General features: G+C 60.2%; 18 protein-coding genes and 1 tRNA gene. All 19 read left to right on the forward strand.

The window, feature by feature from the left end; genetic code table 11:
- Window positions 1–1,543 (forward strand): polyribonucleotide nucleotidyltransferase (gene pnp, locus AC1D1X_RS02035; protein ID WP_477697755.1); only part of this gene is annotated, 1,543 nt, incomplete at its 5' end.
- 76 nt (window positions 1,544–1,619) lie between these two features.
- Window positions 1,620–2,618, forward strand: a complete 999-nt coding sequence (locus AC1D1X_RS02040) for an NAD(P)H-quinone oxidoreductase (RefSeq protein ID WP_477671588.1) — start codon at window positions 1,620–1,622, stop codon at window positions 2,616–2,618.
- Window positions 2,615–3,373 carry a triose-phosphate isomerase gene (gene tpiA / locus AC1D1X_RS02045; protein WP_477697756.1) on the forward strand — a complete coding sequence of 253 codons (759 nt, stop codon included), beginning with the start codon at window positions 2,615–2,617 and terminating at the stop codon, window positions 3,371–3,373. Before AC1D1X_RS02040 ends, tpiA begins: the two co-directional genes overlap by 4 nt.
- A 33-nt stretch (window positions 3,374–3,406) precedes the next feature.
- Window positions 3,407–3,823, forward strand: a complete 417-nt coding sequence (gene secG, locus AC1D1X_RS02050; protein WP_477671590.1) for a preprotein translocase subunit SecG — start codon at window positions 3,407–3,409, stop codon at window positions 3,821–3,823.
- Window positions 3,824–3,938: 115 nt separating this feature from the next.
- Window positions 3,939–4,023, forward strand: a tRNA-Leu gene (locus AC1D1X_RS02055).
- Between the two features lie 99 nt (window positions 4,024–4,122).
- The gene (locus AC1D1X_RS02060) at window positions 4,123–4,482 is read left to right on the forward strand and encodes an NADH-quinone oxidoreductase subunit A (protein ID WP_477671591.1); all 360 of its coding nucleotides are present in this window, start codon (window positions 4,123–4,125) and stop codon (window positions 4,480–4,482) included.
- 54 nt (window positions 4,483–4,536) lie between these two features.
- Entirely contained in the window at window positions 4,537–5,016 is a 480-nt protein-coding gene (locus AC1D1X_RS02065) for a NuoB/complex I 20 kDa subunit family protein (RefSeq protein WP_007864469.1), read from the forward strand.
- A 3-nt stretch (window positions 5,017–5,019) separates the two neighbouring features.
- Window positions 5,020–5,628: an NADH-quinone oxidoreductase subunit C gene (locus AC1D1X_RS02070; RefSeq protein ID WP_477697757.1), complete on the forward strand. Its 609-nt coding sequence runs from the start codon at window positions 5,020–5,022 to the stop codon at window positions 5,626–5,628.
- A gap of 23 nt (window positions 5,629–5,651) precedes the next feature.
- A complete protein-coding gene (locus AC1D1X_RS02075; protein ID WP_477697758.1) occupies window positions 5,652–6,905 on the forward strand; it encodes an NADH-quinone oxidoreductase subunit D in 1,254 nt (417 codons plus the stop codon).
- Window positions 6,902–7,426: a DUF2059 domain-containing protein gene (locus AC1D1X_RS02080; protein ID WP_477671594.1), complete on the forward strand. Its 525-nt coding sequence runs from the start codon at window positions 6,902–6,904 to the stop codon at window positions 7,424–7,426. The genes AC1D1X_RS02075 and AC1D1X_RS02080 overlap by 4 nt, the downstream gene beginning before the upstream one ends.
- 18 nt (window positions 7,427–7,444) lie before the next feature.
- Complete coding sequence (nuoE, locus tag AC1D1X_RS02085) at window positions 7,445–7,939, forward strand: NADH-quinone oxidoreductase subunit NuoE (RefSeq protein ID WP_477671595.1); 495 nt, start codon at window positions 7,445–7,447, stop codon at window positions 7,937–7,939.
- Window positions 7,936–9,330: an NADH-quinone oxidoreductase subunit NuoF gene (gene nuoF, locus AC1D1X_RS02090; RefSeq protein WP_477697759.1), complete on the forward strand. Its 1,395-nt coding sequence runs from the start codon at window positions 7,936–7,938 to the stop codon at window positions 9,328–9,330. Before nuoE ends, nuoF begins: the two co-directional genes overlap by 4 nt.
- Before the next feature lie 19 nt (window positions 9,331–9,349).
- Window positions 9,350–11,506 carry an NADH-quinone oxidoreductase subunit NuoG gene (gene nuoG / locus AC1D1X_RS02095; RefSeq protein ID WP_477671597.1) on the forward strand — a complete coding sequence of 719 codons (2,157 nt, stop codon included), beginning with the start codon at window positions 9,350–9,352 and terminating at the stop codon, window positions 11,504–11,506.
- The gene (nuoH, locus tag AC1D1X_RS02100) at window positions 11,503–12,576 is read left to right on the forward strand and encodes an NADH-quinone oxidoreductase subunit NuoH (protein WP_477671598.1); all 1,074 of its coding nucleotides are present in this window, start codon (window positions 11,503–11,505) and stop codon (window positions 12,574–12,576) included. Before nuoG ends, nuoH begins: the two co-directional genes overlap by 4 nt.
- A gap of 161 nt (window positions 12,577–12,737) precedes the next feature.
- Window positions 12,738–13,235 carry an NADH-quinone oxidoreductase subunit NuoI gene (nuoI, locus tag AC1D1X_RS02105; protein WP_436155269.1) on the forward strand — a complete coding sequence of 166 codons (498 nt, stop codon included), beginning with the start codon at window positions 12,738–12,740 and terminating at the stop codon, window positions 13,233–13,235.
- 38 nt (window positions 13,236–13,273) lie between these two features.
- The gene (locus AC1D1X_RS02110) at window positions 13,274–13,927 is read left to right on the forward strand and encodes an NADH-quinone oxidoreductase subunit J (RefSeq protein WP_477671599.1); all 654 of its coding nucleotides are present in this window, start codon (window positions 13,274–13,276) and stop codon (window positions 13,925–13,927) included.
- The gene (nuoK, locus tag AC1D1X_RS02115) at window positions 13,924–14,232 is read left to right on the forward strand and encodes an NADH-quinone oxidoreductase subunit NuoK (RefSeq protein WP_007864437.1); all 309 of its coding nucleotides are present in this window, start codon (window positions 13,924–13,926) and stop codon (window positions 14,230–14,232) included. Before AC1D1X_RS02110 ends, nuoK begins: the two co-directional genes overlap by 4 nt.
- 144 nt (window positions 14,233–14,376) lie before the next feature.
- Window positions 14,377–16,401: an NADH-quinone oxidoreductase subunit L gene (gene nuoL / locus AC1D1X_RS02120; protein WP_477671600.1), complete on the forward strand. Its 2,025-nt coding sequence runs from the start codon at window positions 14,377–14,379 to the stop codon at window positions 16,399–16,401.
- A 30-nt stretch (window positions 16,402–16,431) separates the two neighbouring features.
- Window positions 16,432–17,475 (forward strand): NADH-quinone oxidoreductase subunit M (locus tag AC1D1X_RS02125; protein WP_477697760.1); only part of this gene is annotated, 1,044 nt, incomplete at its 3' end.

A 17,475-nucleotide genomic window follows, 5' to 3' on the forward strand; every position in this document is an offset into this window, starting at 1 on the left:
GTCCGAAGCCCAGCAACTGTCCGAAGAGATCATGCTCGGCGCCGTGGTGTTCGGCCATGAGCAGGGCAACATCGCCATCAACGCGATCCATGAACTCGTACGCGACGCCGGCAAGCCGGTCTGGGATTGGAAAGCACCCGCCAAGAACGAGCCGCTGATCGCCAAGGTCAACGAACTCGCCGGTGCCAAGCTGCAAGCCGCTTACCAGATCCGCGCCAAGCAAGCCCGTACGCAAGCCTGCCGCGTGGTGACCTCCGACGTTATGGCCGCGCTCAAGGCCGACGGCGTGGAATTCGACGGCGTGGCCGTTGAAGGCATGCTGTTCGACATCGAAGCCAAGATCGTGCGTAGCCAGATCCTGGCCGGCGAACCCCGCATCGACGGCCGCGACACGCGCACCGTTCGTGCGATTGAAATCCGCAACAGCGTGCTGCCCCGCACCCACGGCTCGGCCCTGTTCACGCGCGGCGAAACCCAGGCGCTGGTCGTGACCACGCTGGGCACTGAGCGCGATGCGCAGCGTATCGACGCGTTGTCGGGCGACTACGAAGACCGCTTCATGCTGCATTACAACATGCCTCCGTTCGCCACCGGTGAAACCGGCCGTGTCGRCTCGCCAAAGCGCCGCGAAATCGGTCACGGCCGTCTGGCCAAGCGCGCGCTGATCGCCGTGCTGCCGTCGAAGGAAGAGTTTCCGTACACCATGCGCGTGGTGTCTGAGATCACCGAGTCCAACGGCTCTTCGTCCATGGCTTCGGTCTGCGGCGGCTGCCTGTCGCTGATGGATGCCGGTGTGCCGATGAAAGCCCACGTGGCCGGTATCGCCATGGGCCTGATCAAGGAAGACAACCGTTTTGCCGTGCTGACCGACATCCTGGGTGATGAAGATCACCTGGGCGACATGGATTTCAAGGTTGCGGGTACCACCTTCGGTATCACCGCGCTGCAGATGGACATCAAGATCCAGGGCATCACCAAGGAAATCATGCAGGTCGCGCTGGCCCAGGCCAAGGAAGCCCGCATGCACATCCTGGGCAAGATGCAGGAAGCCATGGGCGAAGCCAAGGCTGAAGTGTCCGACTTCGCGCCGCGTCTCTACGTCATGAAGATCAACCCAGAGAAGATCCGCGACGTGATCGGCAAGGGCGGCGCCGTCATCCGCGCGCTGACCGAAGAAACCGGCACGCAGATCAACATCGAGGAAGACGGCACTATCACCATCGCGTCGAATGACAGCGCCAAGGCCGACGAGGCCAAGCGCCGCATCGCCGAGATCACCGCTGAGGTCGAAATCGGCAAGGTGTACGAAGGCCCGGTCACCAAGATCCTGGACTTCGGCGCCCTGATCAACCTGCTGCCCGGCAAGGACGGCCTGCTGCACATCAGCCAGATCGCCCACGAGCGCGTCGAGAAGGTCACCGACTACCTGAGCGAAGGCCAGATCGTCAAGGTCAAGGTTCTGGAGACCGACGAGAAGGGCCGTGTCAAGCTGTCGATGAAGGCTTTGCTCGACCGTCCGGCCCAGGACCAAGACCGGGGCTGATCAATACTGCTATTGATTTTGTAGCTGCTTGCGCTCTTGTACAGAGGGCTGGCGACTCAAATGACCTTGATACGCCATGAAAGTTGTTGAAATTACCTCCTACGGCAAGCCTGAGGTGTTGCGCCTGGCTGATCGCCCGGCGCCCATCGAAGGTTCTGGCGAGGTAGTGATTCGCGTGAGCGCCAGTGGCGTCAACCGCCCTGATGTTCTTCAGCGCATGGGTCACTACCCGGTACCGCCCGGGGCGTCCGACATTCCCGGGCTTGAAGTCGCGGGTGTGATCGTGTCCGGCGATGCCGTGGCCATGGCCGTAGCCGGCCTCAAAATCGGTGACCGTGTCTGCGCGTTGGTCGCGGGTGGTGGCTATGCCGAGTTGTGTGTTGCTCCGATTGGGCAGTGCCTGCCGGTGCCTTCAGGGCTGAGCGACATCGAGGCGGCATCTTTGCCCGAGACTTTTTTCACCGTCTGGAGCAATGTGTTTGAGCGCGCTTACCTGCAGCCGGGTGAAACCTTGCTGATCCAGGGCGGCTCCAGCGGTATCGGCGTTACGGCCATCCAGATTGCCAAGGCCTTGGGGGCCACGGTGCTGGTAACGGCCGGCAGCGACGAAAAATGCGCTGCCTGTGTGGCTTTGGGCGCGGACCATGCCATCAACTACAAGACCAGTGACTTTGCCGAAGAGGCAAAAAAGCTGACCAACGGGAAGGGCGTCGACGTCATTCTTGATATGGTTGCCGGTGGTTATGTTGCGCGAGAAGTTGACTGCATGGCCGAGGACGGCCGTCTGGTCATCATTGCGATACAGGGCGGGGTCAAGTCCGAGATCAATGCGGGATTGGTGTTGCGCAAGCGCTTGACCGTCACCGGTTCAACCTTGCGTGCGCGATCTGTCGAGTTCAAAAGCGCCATTGCGAATGCATTGAGGAATAAGGTGTGGCCACTGCTTGCGAGCGGTGCTGTCAAGCCGGTGATTCACAGCACGTTTGCGGCGGCTGATGCGGCCAAGGCGCATGCATTGATGGAGTCCAACCAGCATGTCGGCAAAATCGTCTTAACCTGGTCACCGACACCATGAAGAAGCTTATTGCTGGTAACTGGAAGATGAACGGCGGCCTGGAGGCCAACGCAGCCTTGCTGGATGCCCTGGCGAGTGGGCTGGCCAATCCTCCGGCATGTGAGGTGGCGGTTTGTGTTCCTGCGCCTTACCTGGCACAGATTCAGCTATTGCGGGCTGCTAAACCCGGCCTGTCTGCCATTGAACTGGGCGCACAGGATGTGTCCGTTCATGCCAGTGGCGCCTATACGGGTGAAGTCAGTGCCGCCATGCTCAAGGAGTTTGGTTGCCGTTTCRCTATCGTTGGTCACTCGGAGCGGCGCCAGCATCACGGCGAGACTGATGCGACGGTCGCCGACAAGGCAAAATCTGCACTGGCCTGCGGTGTTACCCCCATCGTTTGTGTTGGCGAAACGCTGGCCGAGCGTGAGGCAGGCCATACCGAAGAAGTCGTGAAGCGGCAGCTCGCGGCGGTGATCCACACCAATGGCCACTGCATCAGCGAAATCGTGGTGGCCTACGAACCGGTATGGGCGATTGGTACCGGCAAGACAGCGACTCCGCAAGAGGCGCAGGCTGTGCACCTGGTGCTGCGCAACCAATTGAAGGCGGCTACAGATCAGTTTGCCCGCGTGAAAATTCTGTATGGCGGCAGCATGAACGCGGCCAACGCGGCAACGCTGCTGGYCCAGCCCGATATCGACGGTGGCCTGATTGGCGGTGCGTCGCTCAAAGCCCCCGATTTTTTGACAATTATTGCTGCAGCCCGCAACTGACAGGCGCAGAACGCTATTAATTTAGGAGTAGATATGAACGTTGTATTAACCATTGTCCTCGCTGTGCAGATGCTTTCGGCGCTCGGCATGATTGGCCTGATCCTGGTGCAACACGGCAAGGGCGCAGACATGGGCGCGGCGTTTGGCAGTGGCGGTTCGGGCAGCCTTTTTGGCGCCAGCGGCAGTGCTAATTTCCTGTCACGCACTACCGGCGTTCTCGCCGCGTTGTTTTTTGCCTGCACCTTGCTGCTTGCTTACTTTGGCAATGCTCCTGCGCGCACAAGCTCCAGCGTCCTGGAGGGGGCCGCCGTGAGCGCTCCGGCGCCGGCTGCTGCAGCTTCCGGTGCGGCCCAGATTCCGGGAACMTCTGCGCCTGCAAGTACTGGCACGGCAGTTCCTGTCCCGCCTGCGCCTGCCGCGTCCGGTGCTGCGCAAATCCCGACGAAATAACGAGATTTTGCTGTTGCCCGCAGTCGGGAGCAGCAATATTTCGGGGTAAACTCTAAGACTGTCTGGAAAGCCAAAAACCGCAAGGTTCCTCATGCCATCCAGGCAGTTAAATACCGCGGACGTGGTGAAATTGGTAGACACGCTATCTTGAGGGGGTAGTGCCGAAAGGTGTGCGAGTTCGAGTCTCGCCGTCCGCACCAGATTGACATGCATCGGCAGCAGTGCTCCGGCAATGTTGTCGGCTCAAACGGCAAGCTGAAGCAAACCGCGCAAGTGGCTTTTCAGAAGTTGAATCCACGATGAACCTCGATCAATACCTTCCTGTTCTTTTGTTTATTCTGGTTGGTGTGGGTGTCGGTGTGGTGCCTCAGGTCCTGGGGCGTTTGTTGGGCCCCGTGCGTCCCGACAGCGAAAAAAATTCCCCTTACGAATGCGGCTTCGAGGCTTTCGAAGATGCCCGCATGAAATTCGATGTGCGCTACTACCTGGTCGCCATCCTCTTCATCCTTTTTGACCTCGAAATCGCGTTTCTTTTTCCCTGGGCCGTGGCGCTCAGGGAAATCGGCCCTGTCGGTTTCTGGTCCGTCATGATTTTCCTGGGCATTCTGGTCGTGGGCTTTGTTTACGAGTGGAAAAAGGGTGCGCTGGACTGGGAATAAGAAGCTAAGAATCCCGAGGGTTCTCTAGGCGGGTCACGCCACAAAKGTACGGGTATGTCACTTGAAGGTGTTTTCAACGAAGGCTTCATGACCACGAGTTACGACTCGGTGGTGAATTGGGCCAAGACGGGTTCGCTTTGGCCCATGACGTTCGGCCTGGCCTGCTGCGCCGTCGAAATGATGCATGCGGGCGCGGCGCGTTACGACCTGGATCGCTTCGGCATGTTGTTCCGTCCCAGCCCGCGCCAGTCCGACCTGATGATTGTGGCCGGCACGCTGTGCAACAAGATGGGCCCGGCCTTGCGCAAGGTGTACGACCAGATGTCGGAGCCGCGCTGGGTGTTGTCCATGGGCTCGTGCGCCAACGGCGGCGGCTATTACCACTACAGCTATTCCGTGGTTCGCGGCTGCGACCGCATCGTGCCGGTGGACGTCTACGTGCCCGGCTGCCCGCCCACGGCCGAAGCGCTGATGTACGGCATCATCCAGCTACAGCAGAAAATTCGTCGCACCAACACGATTGCGAGGGCATAAAGCATGTCCTCTTCTCCTGTGTCCATGGAACAACTCGCCGAAACGATTCATGCGGTGCTCGGCGACAAGGTCAAAAGCCTGAAGACCGCTCTGGGTGAAATCACCCTCACGGTCGCCGCCGCCGATTACCTCGCGGCCGCAACCCTGCTGCGCGATGCGCCAGGTTGCCGCTTCGAGCAGCTCATCGATCTGTGTGGTGTCGACTATTCCGAATACAAGGACGGTCAGTACGACGGCCYGCGCTACTGCGTGGCGTCGCATCTGCTGTCCGTCAGCCTCAACCAGCGCGTTCGCCTCAAGGTGTTCTGCCCCGACGACGATTTCCCCGTGGTGGATTCGCTCAATGGCATCTGGAACTCGGCCAACTGGTTCGAGCGCGAAGCCTTCGATCTCTACGGCATCATCTTTGAAGGCCACAATGACCTGCGTCGAATCCTGACCGATTACGGTTTCATCGGCCATCCTTTCCGCAAGGATTTCCCGACCTCGGGCCATGTGGAGATGCGCTACGACCCTGAGCAAAAGCGCGTGATTTACCAGCCGGTCACCATTGAGCCGCGTGAGATCACTCCGCGTGTGATCCGTGAAGACAACTACGGCGGCCTGCAGTAAGCAGCGTCGACAGAAGATACCCCATGGCTGAAATCAAAAATTACACGCTCAACTTTGGGCCACAGCATCCCGCAGCGCACGGTGTGTTGCGCTTGGTGCTCGAGCTCGACGGCGAAGTGATCCAGCGCGCCGACCCACACATTGGCCTGCTACACCGTGYCACTGAAAAGCTCGCCGAAAGCAAGACTTACATCCAGTCGCTGCCCTACATGGACAGGCTGGACTACGTCTCGATGATGTCCAACGAGCACGCCTACTGTCTGGCCATCGAGAAGCTGCTCGGCGTCGACGTGCCGGTGCGCGCGCAGTACATCCGCGTGATGTACGCCGAAATCACGCGCCTGCTCAACCACCTGCTATGGCTGGGTGCGCACGGTTTCGACTGCGGCGCGATGAACATCCTGATTTACTGCTTCCGCGAGCGCGAGGCGTTGTTCGACATGTACGAAGCCGTGTCCGGCGCGCGCATGCATGCGGCCTACTTCCGCCCGGGCGGCGTCTACCGCGACCTGCCCGACAGCATGCCGCAGTACCGCGTCAGCAAGGTCAAGAACGCCAAGGCCATCGCAGCGCTCAATGAGAACCGCCAGGGTTCGTTGCTCGACTTCATCGAGGACTTCAGCAACAAATTCCCGGCTTATGTCGATGAGTACGAAACCCTGCTGACCGACAACCGCATCTGGAAGCAGCGCACCGTGGGTGTCGGCGTTGTGTCGCCTGAGCGAGCCCTCAACCTCGGCTTTACCGGCCCCATGCTCCGCGGTTCGGGTTTCGCCTGGGACCTGCGCAAGCAACAGCCCTACGACGTCTATGACAAGATGGACTTCGACATCCCGGTCGGCAAAACCGGCGACTGCTATGACCGTTACCTGGTCCGCATCGAAGAGATGCGCCAGTCCAACCGCATCATCAAGCAGTGCATTGACTGGTTGCGCGTCAACCCCGGCCCCGTGATCACCAGCAACCACRAGGTTGCCGCACCCGACCGCGAATCCATGAAGTCCAACATGGAAGAGCTGATTCACCACTTCAAGCTCTTCACCGAAGGTTTTCACGTGCCCGAAGGTGAAGCCTATGCGGCGGTCGAGCACCCCAAGGGCGAGTTCGGCATCTACATCGTCAGCGACGGTGCCAACAAGCCCTATCGCTTGAAGATCCGCCCGCCGGGTTTTCCGCATCTCGCGGCTATGGACGAAATGTCGCGCGGCCACATGATCGCCGATGCCGTTGCTGTGATCGGCACCATGGATATTGTGTTTGGAGAGATTGACCGATGAATCGGTTATCCCGTTCGCTGCTGCTCTGTTTTTTTCTGCTCGGACTGCAGGCGGCACACGCGCAAACAGTTTCCGCGGCGGAGATGGAGAAGCGTCGCGTGCTTGCCGTTCGCCTGATGGCCCAGACCGGATTCGACAAGATGTATGACACCATGGCCGACCAGATGATCCCATTGTTTGAGCCCATGTTGACCCAAATGCTGAAATCAACCAATGCGCCCGAACCGCTAAAAAAAGAATTTATCTCGAAATTCTCGGCGAATTTTCTTCGTGAATTCAAGTCCACCGAAACAAAACAGCTCTATACCGATGTGGTAACGGGTATTTTGGCAAAAGACTACTCCATAGAAGAAATGGAGGCGTTATCCGCTTTTTATGCCACTCCGTTAGCCCAGAAAATGCTCGCTCGTCAACCGCAACAGATGCAAGGTATCTTGCTTCAGGGTCGTGCGATTGGCGAGGCATCTGGGCGCAGGGCCGCGGCACAAACGCTGGAACAAATGGGCATAGGCAAACGCTAGTTGCGGATCGAAGATCATATGATTTCTGAACAAACCAGAGCGCGCTTCGACCGCGAAGTCGCCAAATACCCCGCGGACCAGAAACAGTCGGCCGTCATGGCTTGCCTGACCATCCTGCAGGAAGAGCACGGCTACGTCAGCGCCGAAAGCGAGAAGGTCGTGGCCGAATACCTCGGCATGGCGCCGATTGCCGTGCACGAAGTCACCACCTTCTACAACATGTACAACCAGCGCCCCGTTGGCAAGTACAAACTCAACGTCTGCACCAACCTGCCTTGCCAGCTGCGCGACGGCGCCAAGGCGCTCAAGCACCTGGAGCACAAGCTGGGCATCGTCATGGGCGAGACCAGCGCCGACGGTCTTTTCACGCTGCAGCAGTCTGAATGCCTGGGCGCCTGCGCGGATTCGCCGGTGATGCTCGTCAACGATCTCACCATGTGCAGCTTCATGAGCAACGAGAAGCTGGACCAGCTCATCGAAGGCCTTCAATCCGCCGAGGCAAAGCAACCATGACGCTCGCACCCCTGACACCCAACAGCGCGGCCGCGCAGAGCGTGCTGTCGCAGTTCTCGGCTACTGGCGTGCAGACCTGCTTCCACGGCCGGCACATCAATCCGCAAATCCTGGCTGACCTCGACGGCAGCAACTGGCGGCTCAAGGACTACGAAGCGCGCGGCGGCTACCAGGCGCTGCGCAAAATCCTCAAGCAGGATGGCGGCGAGGGCATGACGCCCGACCAGGTCATCGCTGAAGTCAAGGCCGGCAGCTTGCGCGGCCGCGGCGGCGCGGGTTTCCCGACCGGGCTCAAGTGGAGCTTCATGCCGCGTCAGTTCCCGGGCCAGAAATACCTGGTCTGCAATTYGGACGAAGGCGAGCCGGGTACCTGCAAAGACCGCGACATCATGCAGTACAACCCGCACAGCGTGATCGAGGGCATGGCGATCGCCGCCTACGCCATGGGCATCAGCGTGGGTTACAACTACATCCACGGCGAAATCTTCGCGACCTACCAGCGCTTTGAAGAAGCGCTGGAAGAAGCACGCGCTGCCGGCCTGCTGGGCGACAACATTTTCGGCAGCGGTTACAGCTTCCAGCTCCATGCCTCGCATGGTTTCGGCGCCTACATCTGCGGCGAAGAAACCGCGCTGCTCGAGTCGCTCGAGGGCAAAAAAGGCCAGCCGCGCTTCAAGCCGCCGTTCCCGGCCAGCTTCGGCCTCTACGGCAAGCCCACCACCATCAACAACACCGAGACCTTCGCGGCCGTGCCCTGGATCATCCGCAACGGCGGCCAGGCCTACCTCGAATGCGGCAAGCCCAACAACGGCGGCACCAAGATTTATTCGGTGTCCGGCGACGTCGAGCTGCCCGGCAACTATGAAGTGCCCATGGGCACGCCGTTCTCCAGGCTGCTGGAACTCGCAGGCGGCGTGCGCAAGGGCCGTACGCTCAAGGCCGTGATTCCCGGCGGGTCTTCGGCGCCCGTGCTGCCGGCTTCCATCATGATGGACTGCACCATGGACTACGACTCCATCGCCAAGGCCGGCTCCATGCTGGGTTCGGGCGCGGTGATCGTCATGGACGACAGCCGTTGCATGGTCGAGTCGCTCAAGCGCCTGTCCTACTTCTACATGCATGAGTCCTGCGGGCAATGCACGCCTTGCCGCGAAGGTACGGGCTGGCTCTGGCGCGTCGTGGACCGTATCCACAACGGCCACGGAAAGCAGACCGACATGGACCTGCTCAACTCGGTGGCCGACAACATCCAGGGCCGCACCATCTGCGCGCTCGGCGATGCCGCGGCCATGCCGGTGCGCGCCATGATCAAACACTTCCGCCATGAGTTTGAAGCCATGATCAAGCCACAAGTCTCCCACACTCCGGTTTCGGCTACCGCGCAAGCCTGAATTGCGGAAAGAAAAAAATATGGTTGAAATAGAACTCGACGGCCAGAAGGTGGAAGTGCTTGAAGGCAGCACGGTGATGCATGCGGCCGAAAAGGCCGGCACTTACATTCCGCACTTCTGCTATCACAAGAAGCTGAGCATTGCCGCCAACTGCCGCATGTGCCTGGTCGACGTGGAGAAGGCGCCCAAGCCCATGCCGGCCTGCGCTACGCCCGTCACTCAGGGCATGATCGTGCGTACCAAGAACGACAAAGCCATCAAGGCCCAGAAGGGTGTGATGGAGTTCCTGCTGATCAACCACCCGCTGGACTGCCCGATCTGTGACCAGGGCGGCGAATGCCAGCTGCAGGACCTGGCCGTCGGTTACGGCGGCAGCGAATCGCGCTACGAGGAAGAAAAGCGCGTCGTCTTCCACAAGGACGTGGGCCCGCTGATTTCCATGCAGGAAATGAGCCGCTGCATCCATTGCACGCGCTGCGTGCGCTTCGGCCAGGAAGTGGCCGGCGTGATGGAACTCGGCATGTCGCATCGCGGCGAACACGCCGAAATCGAAACCTTCGTCGGCATGTCGGTGGACTCCGAGCTGTCCGGCAACATGATTGACATCTGCCCGGTGGGCGCGCTGACCAGCAAGCCTTTCCGCTACAGCGCCCGCACGTGGGAACTGTCGCGCCGCAAGTCGGTCAGCCCGCACGACTCGACCGGCGCCAACCTGATTGTCCAGGTCAAGAACAACAAGGTCATGCGCGTCGTCCCCCTGGAGAACGAAGACGTGAACGAATGCTGGATCGCCGACCGCGACCGCTTCTCGTATGAAGCCCTCAACGGCGACGAACGCCTGACCAGCCCCATGCTCAAGCAGGGCGGCGAATGGAAGGCTGTCGACTGGCAGACCGCGCTCGAATACGTGGCCAACGGCCTCAAGCAGATCAAGGCCGACCACGGTGCCAGCAGCATCGGCACCCTGGCCAGCCCGCACAGCACGCTCGAAGAGCTCTACCTGGCCGCCTCCCTGATGCGCGGCCTGGGCAGCGAGAACATCGACTACCGGCTGCGCAACGCCGAGTTCACCGCACCTTCGGCCATCCGCTGGCTGGGTACCTCCGTTGCCTCGCTGTCGCAGCTGCAGCGCGTGCTGGTGGTCGGCTCCAATCTGCGCAAGGACCACCCGTTGTTCGCGCAGCGCATACGCCAGGCCGTTCGCAAGGGCGGGGCGCTGAGCACCGTCAATTCCACCGCCGAACTGGCAAACGCCGACGCCTGGGCCATGCCTGTCGCCAATAGGCTGCTGGCAGCGCCCGAAGCCTGGACCCAGGCCCTGGCCGATGTGGCTGCCGCGATTGCCGCTGACAAGGGCGTTACCGCGCCCGCCGCCGGCCAGGCTACCGACGCCGCCAAGGCGATCGCCAAATCCCTGCTGGGCGGCGAGCGCAAGGCCATCCTGCTGGGCAATGCCGCGGCGCATCACACCAAGGCCTCCAGCCTGCTGGCGCTCGCCAACTGGATCGGCGAGCAGACCGGCGCCACCGTGGGCTACCTCACGGAAGCCGCCAATACCGTGGGTGCCCAACTGGCCGGCGCCTTGCCTGCCGGCAAGGGCCTGAATGCCGGTCAGATGCTGGGCGGCCAGCTCAAGGCCGTGATCCTGCTCAACAACGAACCCGAGTTTGACTCGGCTGCCGGCGCCAGCGCCAAGTCTTCGCTCAACGCCGCACAGATGGTCGTGACGCTGAGCCCCTTCAAGGCCAACATGGGCTTCAGCGATGTGCTGCTGCCGATTGCGCCTTTCACCGAAACACCCGGCACCTTTGTGAACGCCGAGGGCCGCGTGCAAAGCTTTCACGCCGTCGTCAAGCCGCTGGGCGATACCCGTCCGGCCTGGAAGGTGCTGCGCGTGCTCGCCAACGTGCTGGGCTTGCCCGGCTTTGATTTTGAATCCGCGCAGGACGTGCTCAAGCAGGTCGCGGGTGCCGATGCGGCGCAGCTTCCCGCGGACAAGCTCGGCAACAGCACCCAGGCCGCTATCGACCTGTCGGCCGCTATCGTCCAGGTGCCTGCGGTGGCCAGCATTTACCAGCTCGACGGGCTGGTCAGGCGCGCCACATCGCTGCAGCTGACGGCGGATGCCCGCCAGGCCGCCGGCGTCGAAGCCAGGCTCGAAGGAGTGACGGCATGATTGATGGAATCTTCGCGTTTGGCCAGGGTTTGATGGGCGGCATCTGGCCGGCCACGGTATGGCCTGTGCTGTGGACGCTCATCAAGATCGTCTGTGTCCTGTTGCCGCTGATGGGCCTCGTGGCTTACCTGACCTTGTGGGAACGCAAGGCCATCGGCTTCACGCAGATTCGCCTCGGCCCTAACCGCGTCGGGCCTTTCGGCCTGCTGCAGCCAATCGCCGATGCGCTCAAGCTGCTGACCAAGGAAATCATCATCCCCACGGCGGCCAGCAAGGGCCTGTTCGTGCTCGGCCCCATCATGACCATCATGCCGGCCCTGGCCGCCTGGGCCGTGATTCCCTTCGGGCCCGAGATCGCGCTGGCCAACATCAACGCCGGCCTGCTGTTCCTGATGGCCATCACCTCGCTGGAAGTCTATGGCGTGATCATCGCGGGCTGGGCTTCGAACTCCAAGTACGCCTTCCTCGGCGCCATGCGCGCTTCGGCGCAAATGGTCAGCTATGAAATCGCCATGGGCTTCTGCCTGGTGGTGGTGCTCATGGTGTCCGGCAGCCTCAACATGACTGACATCGTGATGAGCCAGGGCAAGGGCATGCTGGCAAGCAACGGATGGACTTTCCTGTCCTGGAACTGGCTGCCACTGTTGCCGATTTTTGTCGTGTACTTCATCTCCGGCCTGGCTGAGACCAACCGCCACCCCTTCGACGTCGTCGAAGGCGAGTCCGAAATCGTGGCTGGCCATATGGTCGAGTACTCGGGCATGGCTTTCGCGATGTTCTTCCTCGCTGAATACGCGAACATGTGGCTGGTCGCCATCCTGGCCGTGCTGCTATTCCTGGGCGGTTGGTTGCCGCCTGTTGAAGCCCTGAGCTTCATTCCGGGCTGGATCTGGCTGGGTGCCAAGACCTTTGTGGTGGTCACCATGTTCCTGTGGGTGCGCGCCACCTTCCCGCGCTTTCGTTATGACCAGATCATGCGTTTGGGTTGGAAGATTTTTATCCCCGTGACCCTGGTCTGGCTGGTGGTCGTTGGCGCCTGGATGCAGACGCCTTACAACATCTGGAAGTGACTATGGCCCCCACGCTTTTCACCGCGTCTTCGACTTCGTGTAATGCGCTGCCCCCCGAGGGGGCGCTGCGCCTGCGGCCCGGCAAAGCCGGTTCCGCGGCCCCTGCTGGCTTGAAGAGCCCTTGTGTACGCCTACGCCTTACTTCTGCAGGAATCTGATTTATGTCCGCCGTCGCTTCCATCAAAGACTTTGCGTCGAGCTTCATGCTCACCGAGCTGTTCAAGGGCATGGCCCTGACCGGCAAGTACATGTTCAGCCGCAAGATCACGGTTCAGTTTCCCGAAGAGAAAACTCCGCTGAGCCCGCGTTTTCGCGGCCTGCATGCGTTGCGCCGCTATGAAAACGGCGAAGAGCGCTGTATCGCCTGCAAGCTCTGCGAAGCGGTGTGTCCTGCGATGGCTATCACCATTGAGTCCGACGTGCGTGAAGACGGCAGCCGTCGCACCTCGCGCTACGACATCGACCTCACCAAATGCATCTTCTGCGGTTTCTGCGAAGAAAGTTGCCCGGTCGATTCCATCGTTGAGACCCACATCTTTGAATACCACGGCGAGAAGCGCGGCGACCTGTATTTCACCAAAGAGATGCTGCTGGCCGTGGGTGACCGGTATGAATCCGAAATTGCCGCCAACCGCGCGGCAGACGCCAAGTACCGCTGAATCCCAAGCCGCTGGCTCAAGAAAGAATCCACAACAACATGGACGCTAAAACAGGTCTTTTTTATGTTTTTGCCGCGGTGCTGCTGTTTGCAGCATTCAAGGTGATTACCGCCCGTAACCCCGTGCATGCGGCGCTATACCTCGTGCTGGCATTCTTCCAGGCATCCGCCGTCTGGATTCTGCTCAAGGCCGAGTTCCTGGCCATTACGCTGGTGCTGGTTTATGTGGGTGCTGTGATGGTGCTCTTCCTGTTCGTCGTGATGATGCTGGACATCAATATTGACAGTGTCCGCAAGGGCTTCTGGAAGCACTTCCCGCTGGCCGGGTCAGTGGGCGCCATCATCGCGCTGGAAATGTCTTACGTGCTGATGGGCGGTTTTCGTGAGCCACCCAAGGCCGCGACCGCCGCGGGCCAGATAGGCGCGCAGATCTCCAATACCAAGGAGCTCGGCAAACTGCTGTACTCCGAATACCTCTATCCGCTGGAAGTTGCCGCGGTGATTCTGCTGGTGGCCATCATTGCGGCCATCGCGCTGACCTTGCGTGCACGCAAGGACTCCAAATACCAGAACCCTTCAGAACAGATACGGGTCAAGCGCGCTGACCGTGTAAGCCTGGTCAAGATGAAATCCGTTGTGGCCGCACCAGCTGTCATTCCGGCTGCAGTACCTGCCGAGGAAAAGAAGCCATGACGCTCACACTGGGACATTTTCTTTCGCTGGGCGCGATGCTGTTCGCGCTGTCGGTCATCGGCATCTTCCTGAACCGCAAGAACCTGATCGTGCTGCTCATGGCCATCGAGCTCATGCTGCTGGCGGTCAACATGAATTTTGTGGCCTTCTCGTACTACCTGAATGACATGGCCGGCCAGGTATTTGTGTTCTTCATCCTGACCGTCGCTGCGGCCGAATCGGCCATAGGCCTGGCCATCCTGGTGCTGCTGTTCCGCAACAAGTCCAGCATCAACGTCGACGAACTCAACACGCTCCAGGGCTAAAGATGACGCTCCCCCCCGAAGCGGCCTCCGGCCGCCTCCCCCTCAAGGGGGCGCCGCTGACGGCCCGGCAGAGCCGGTTCCGTGGCGGCCCTGGCATGGCTTCCTTGTTTGCCAGCGCAACTTGCTTGACGAAGAAAAACTGATATGGCATCCACCCTCAACGCTTCAACTCTGCTGGCCGTCCCGCTGGCGCCGCTGGCCGGCGCCTTGGCGGCCGGTATTCTCGGCACCTCTTTCGGCGGCAACTGGATAGGCCGGCGCCTGTCGCACACCCTCACCATCCTCGGGGTGCTGGTGGCTTTCATCATTTCGGCCATGACGCTCAAGAGCGTGGCGATTGACGGCGCGCGCTTCAACGAGACGCTCTACACCTGGATGAGCGTCGGTGGCCTGAAAATGGAAATCGGTTTCCTGGTCGACGGCCTCACAGCCATGATGATGTGCGTGGTGACCTTTGTGTCGCTCATGGTGCACATCTACACCATAGGCTACATGGAAGAAGACGAGGGCTACAACCGCTTCTTCGCCTACATCTCGCTGTTCACCTTTTCCATGCTGATGCTGGTGATGAGCAACAACATGCTTCAGCTGTTCTTCGGCTGGGAGGCCGTGGGTCTGGTGTCCTATCTGCTGATCGGCTTCTGGTTCAACAAGCCGACCGCCATCTTTGCAAACATGAAGGCCTTCCTGGTCAACCGCGTGGGCGATTTCGGTTTCATCCTTGGCATCGGCCTGATCGCTGCCTATGCCGGCACACTGAACTACGGCGAGGCCTTTGCCAAGGCCGGCGAGCTTTCCAAGCTGAGCTTCCCGGGCACCGGCTGGATGCTGGTAACCGTGATTTGCATCTGCCTCTTCATTGGCGCCATGGGCAAGTCAGCGCAATTCCCTTTGCACGTCTGGTTGCCGGATTCCATGGAAGGCCCAACCCCGATCTCCGCGCTGATTCACGCAGCAACCATGGTGACGGCCGGCATCTTCATGGTGGCGCGCATGTCACCGCTGTTTGAGCTCAGCGATACCGCGCTCAGCTTCATCATGGTGATAGGTGCCATTACGGCGCTGTTCATGGGCTTTCTCGGCATCATCCAGAACGACATCAAGCGTGTGGTCGCGTATTCCACACTTTCGCAGCTGGGTTACATGACGGTGGCGCTGGGCGCCTCGGCCTATTCTGTCGCGGTGTTCCACCTGATGACGCACGCCTTCTTCAAGGCGCTGCTGTTCCTGGCCGCGGGCTCGGTCATCATCGGCATGCACCATAACCAGGACATTCGCTGGATGGGCGGCGTACGCAAGTACATGCCCATCACCTGGATCACTTCGTTGCTGGGTACGCTGGCCTTGATCGGCACGCCGTTGTTCGCGGGTTTTTACTCCAAGGACAGCATCATTGAAGCCGTGCATGAGAGCCACCTGGCAGGCGCTGGCTTTGCCTACTTCGCGGTGCTGGCAGGTGTCTTCGTGACGGCCTTCTATTCCTTCCGGCTGTATTTCCTGGTGTTCCACGGCAAGGAACGCCATGACCAGAATCCCGACGCGCACCACCACGGTCACGACGACCATGGCCATCATGACGAACACCACGAGCCGCACGAATCCCCGTGGGTGGTGACGGTGCCGCTGATCCTGCTGGCGATTCCGTCGGTGGTCATCGGTTTCATGACGATACAGCCCATGCTGTACGGCGATTTCTTCAAGGACGCCATCTTCGTGGACCTCGAGAAACATCACGCCATGGAAGAGCTTAAGCATCTGTTCCACGGCCCATGGCAGATGGCTTTGCACGGCCTGATGGCGCCACCGTTCTGGCTGGCTCTCGGGGGCTCGGTGCTGGCCTGGTATATGTACATGATTAACCCCGCCTTGCCGGCCGCGATCAAGCGCATGTTCATGCCCATCTTCACGTTGCTCGAAAACAAGTACTACTTCGACTGGTTCAACGAAAACGTGCTGGCCCGCGGCACGCGCGCTCTCGGCACCGCGCTCTGGAAGGGTGGCGACCAGAAGCTGATCGACGGTGCGCTGGTCAACGGTTCGTGGAAGGTGATCGGCTGGGTCTCCGGCATGGTTCGCCGGCTGCAGTCCGGCTACATCTATCACTATGCCTTCGGCATGATCATTGGCGTGTTTGTGTTGATGACGTATTTCGTCTGGCTCAATCGCTGATCAGTTCAACAAAATCAAGGAAGAACAAGAATGGGTTTGTTGAGTCTTGCGATCTGGACGCCGATTGTTTTCGGTGTGGTTCTGCTGGCGCTGGGCCGTGACGAGCAGGCGCGCAGCGTCCGCTGGGTCGCACTGATAGGCGCGGTCGTCAGTTTCCTGGTGACGCTGCCCTTGTACAGCGGTTTTCAGCTGGACTCGTCGGCGATGCAGTTTGTCGAAAAGGGCAGCTGGATCCAGCGGTTTAATGTCAACTACCACGTAGGTGTTGACGGCATATCGCTGTGGTTTGTGCTCTTGACGGCCTTTATCAATGTGGTGGTCATCATCGCCAGCTGGGAAGCCATCACCACACGCGTGAACCAGTACATGGCTTCTTTCCTGATCCTGAGCGGGCTCATGATCGGCGTGTTTTCGGCACTTGACGGCATTCTGTTTTACGTGTTCTTCGAGGCCACGCTGATCCCGATGTACCTGATCATCGGCATCTGGGGCGGCCCCAACAAGATCTACGCGGCCTTCAAGTTCTTCCTGTACACCTTGCTCGGCTCCCTGCTGATGTTGGTGGCGCTGATCTTCCTGTACAACAAGTCGGGCGGCAGCTTCGACATCCTGACCTGGCACAAGCTGCCGCTGGGCAGCACGGTGCAGACATTGCTGTTCTTTGCCTTCTTCGCGGCGTTTGCCGTCAAGGTGCCCATGTGGCCGGTCCACACCTGGCTGCCTGACGTGCACGTTGAAGCTCCCACCGGTGGTTCGGCTGTGCTGGCCGCCATCATGCTGAAGCTGGGCGCATACGGTTTTCTGCGGTTCTCGATGCCTATCGCTCCGGATGCCGCGCATGAATGGGCCTGGCTCATGATTGCACTGTCGCTGATTGCCGTGATCTACGTCGGCCTGGTGGCGCTGGTGCAGCAGGACATGAAGAAGCTGGTGGCTTATTCGTCAGTGGCCCACATGGGCTTTGTCACCCTGGGTTTTTTCATCTTCAACGACCTGGGCGTTTCCGGCGGCATCGTGCAGATGATCGCCCACGGCTTTGTGTCGGGCGCGATGTTCCTGTGCATTGGTGTACTG

Source organism: Polaromonas sp. P1_G4, from assembly GCF_056405475.1.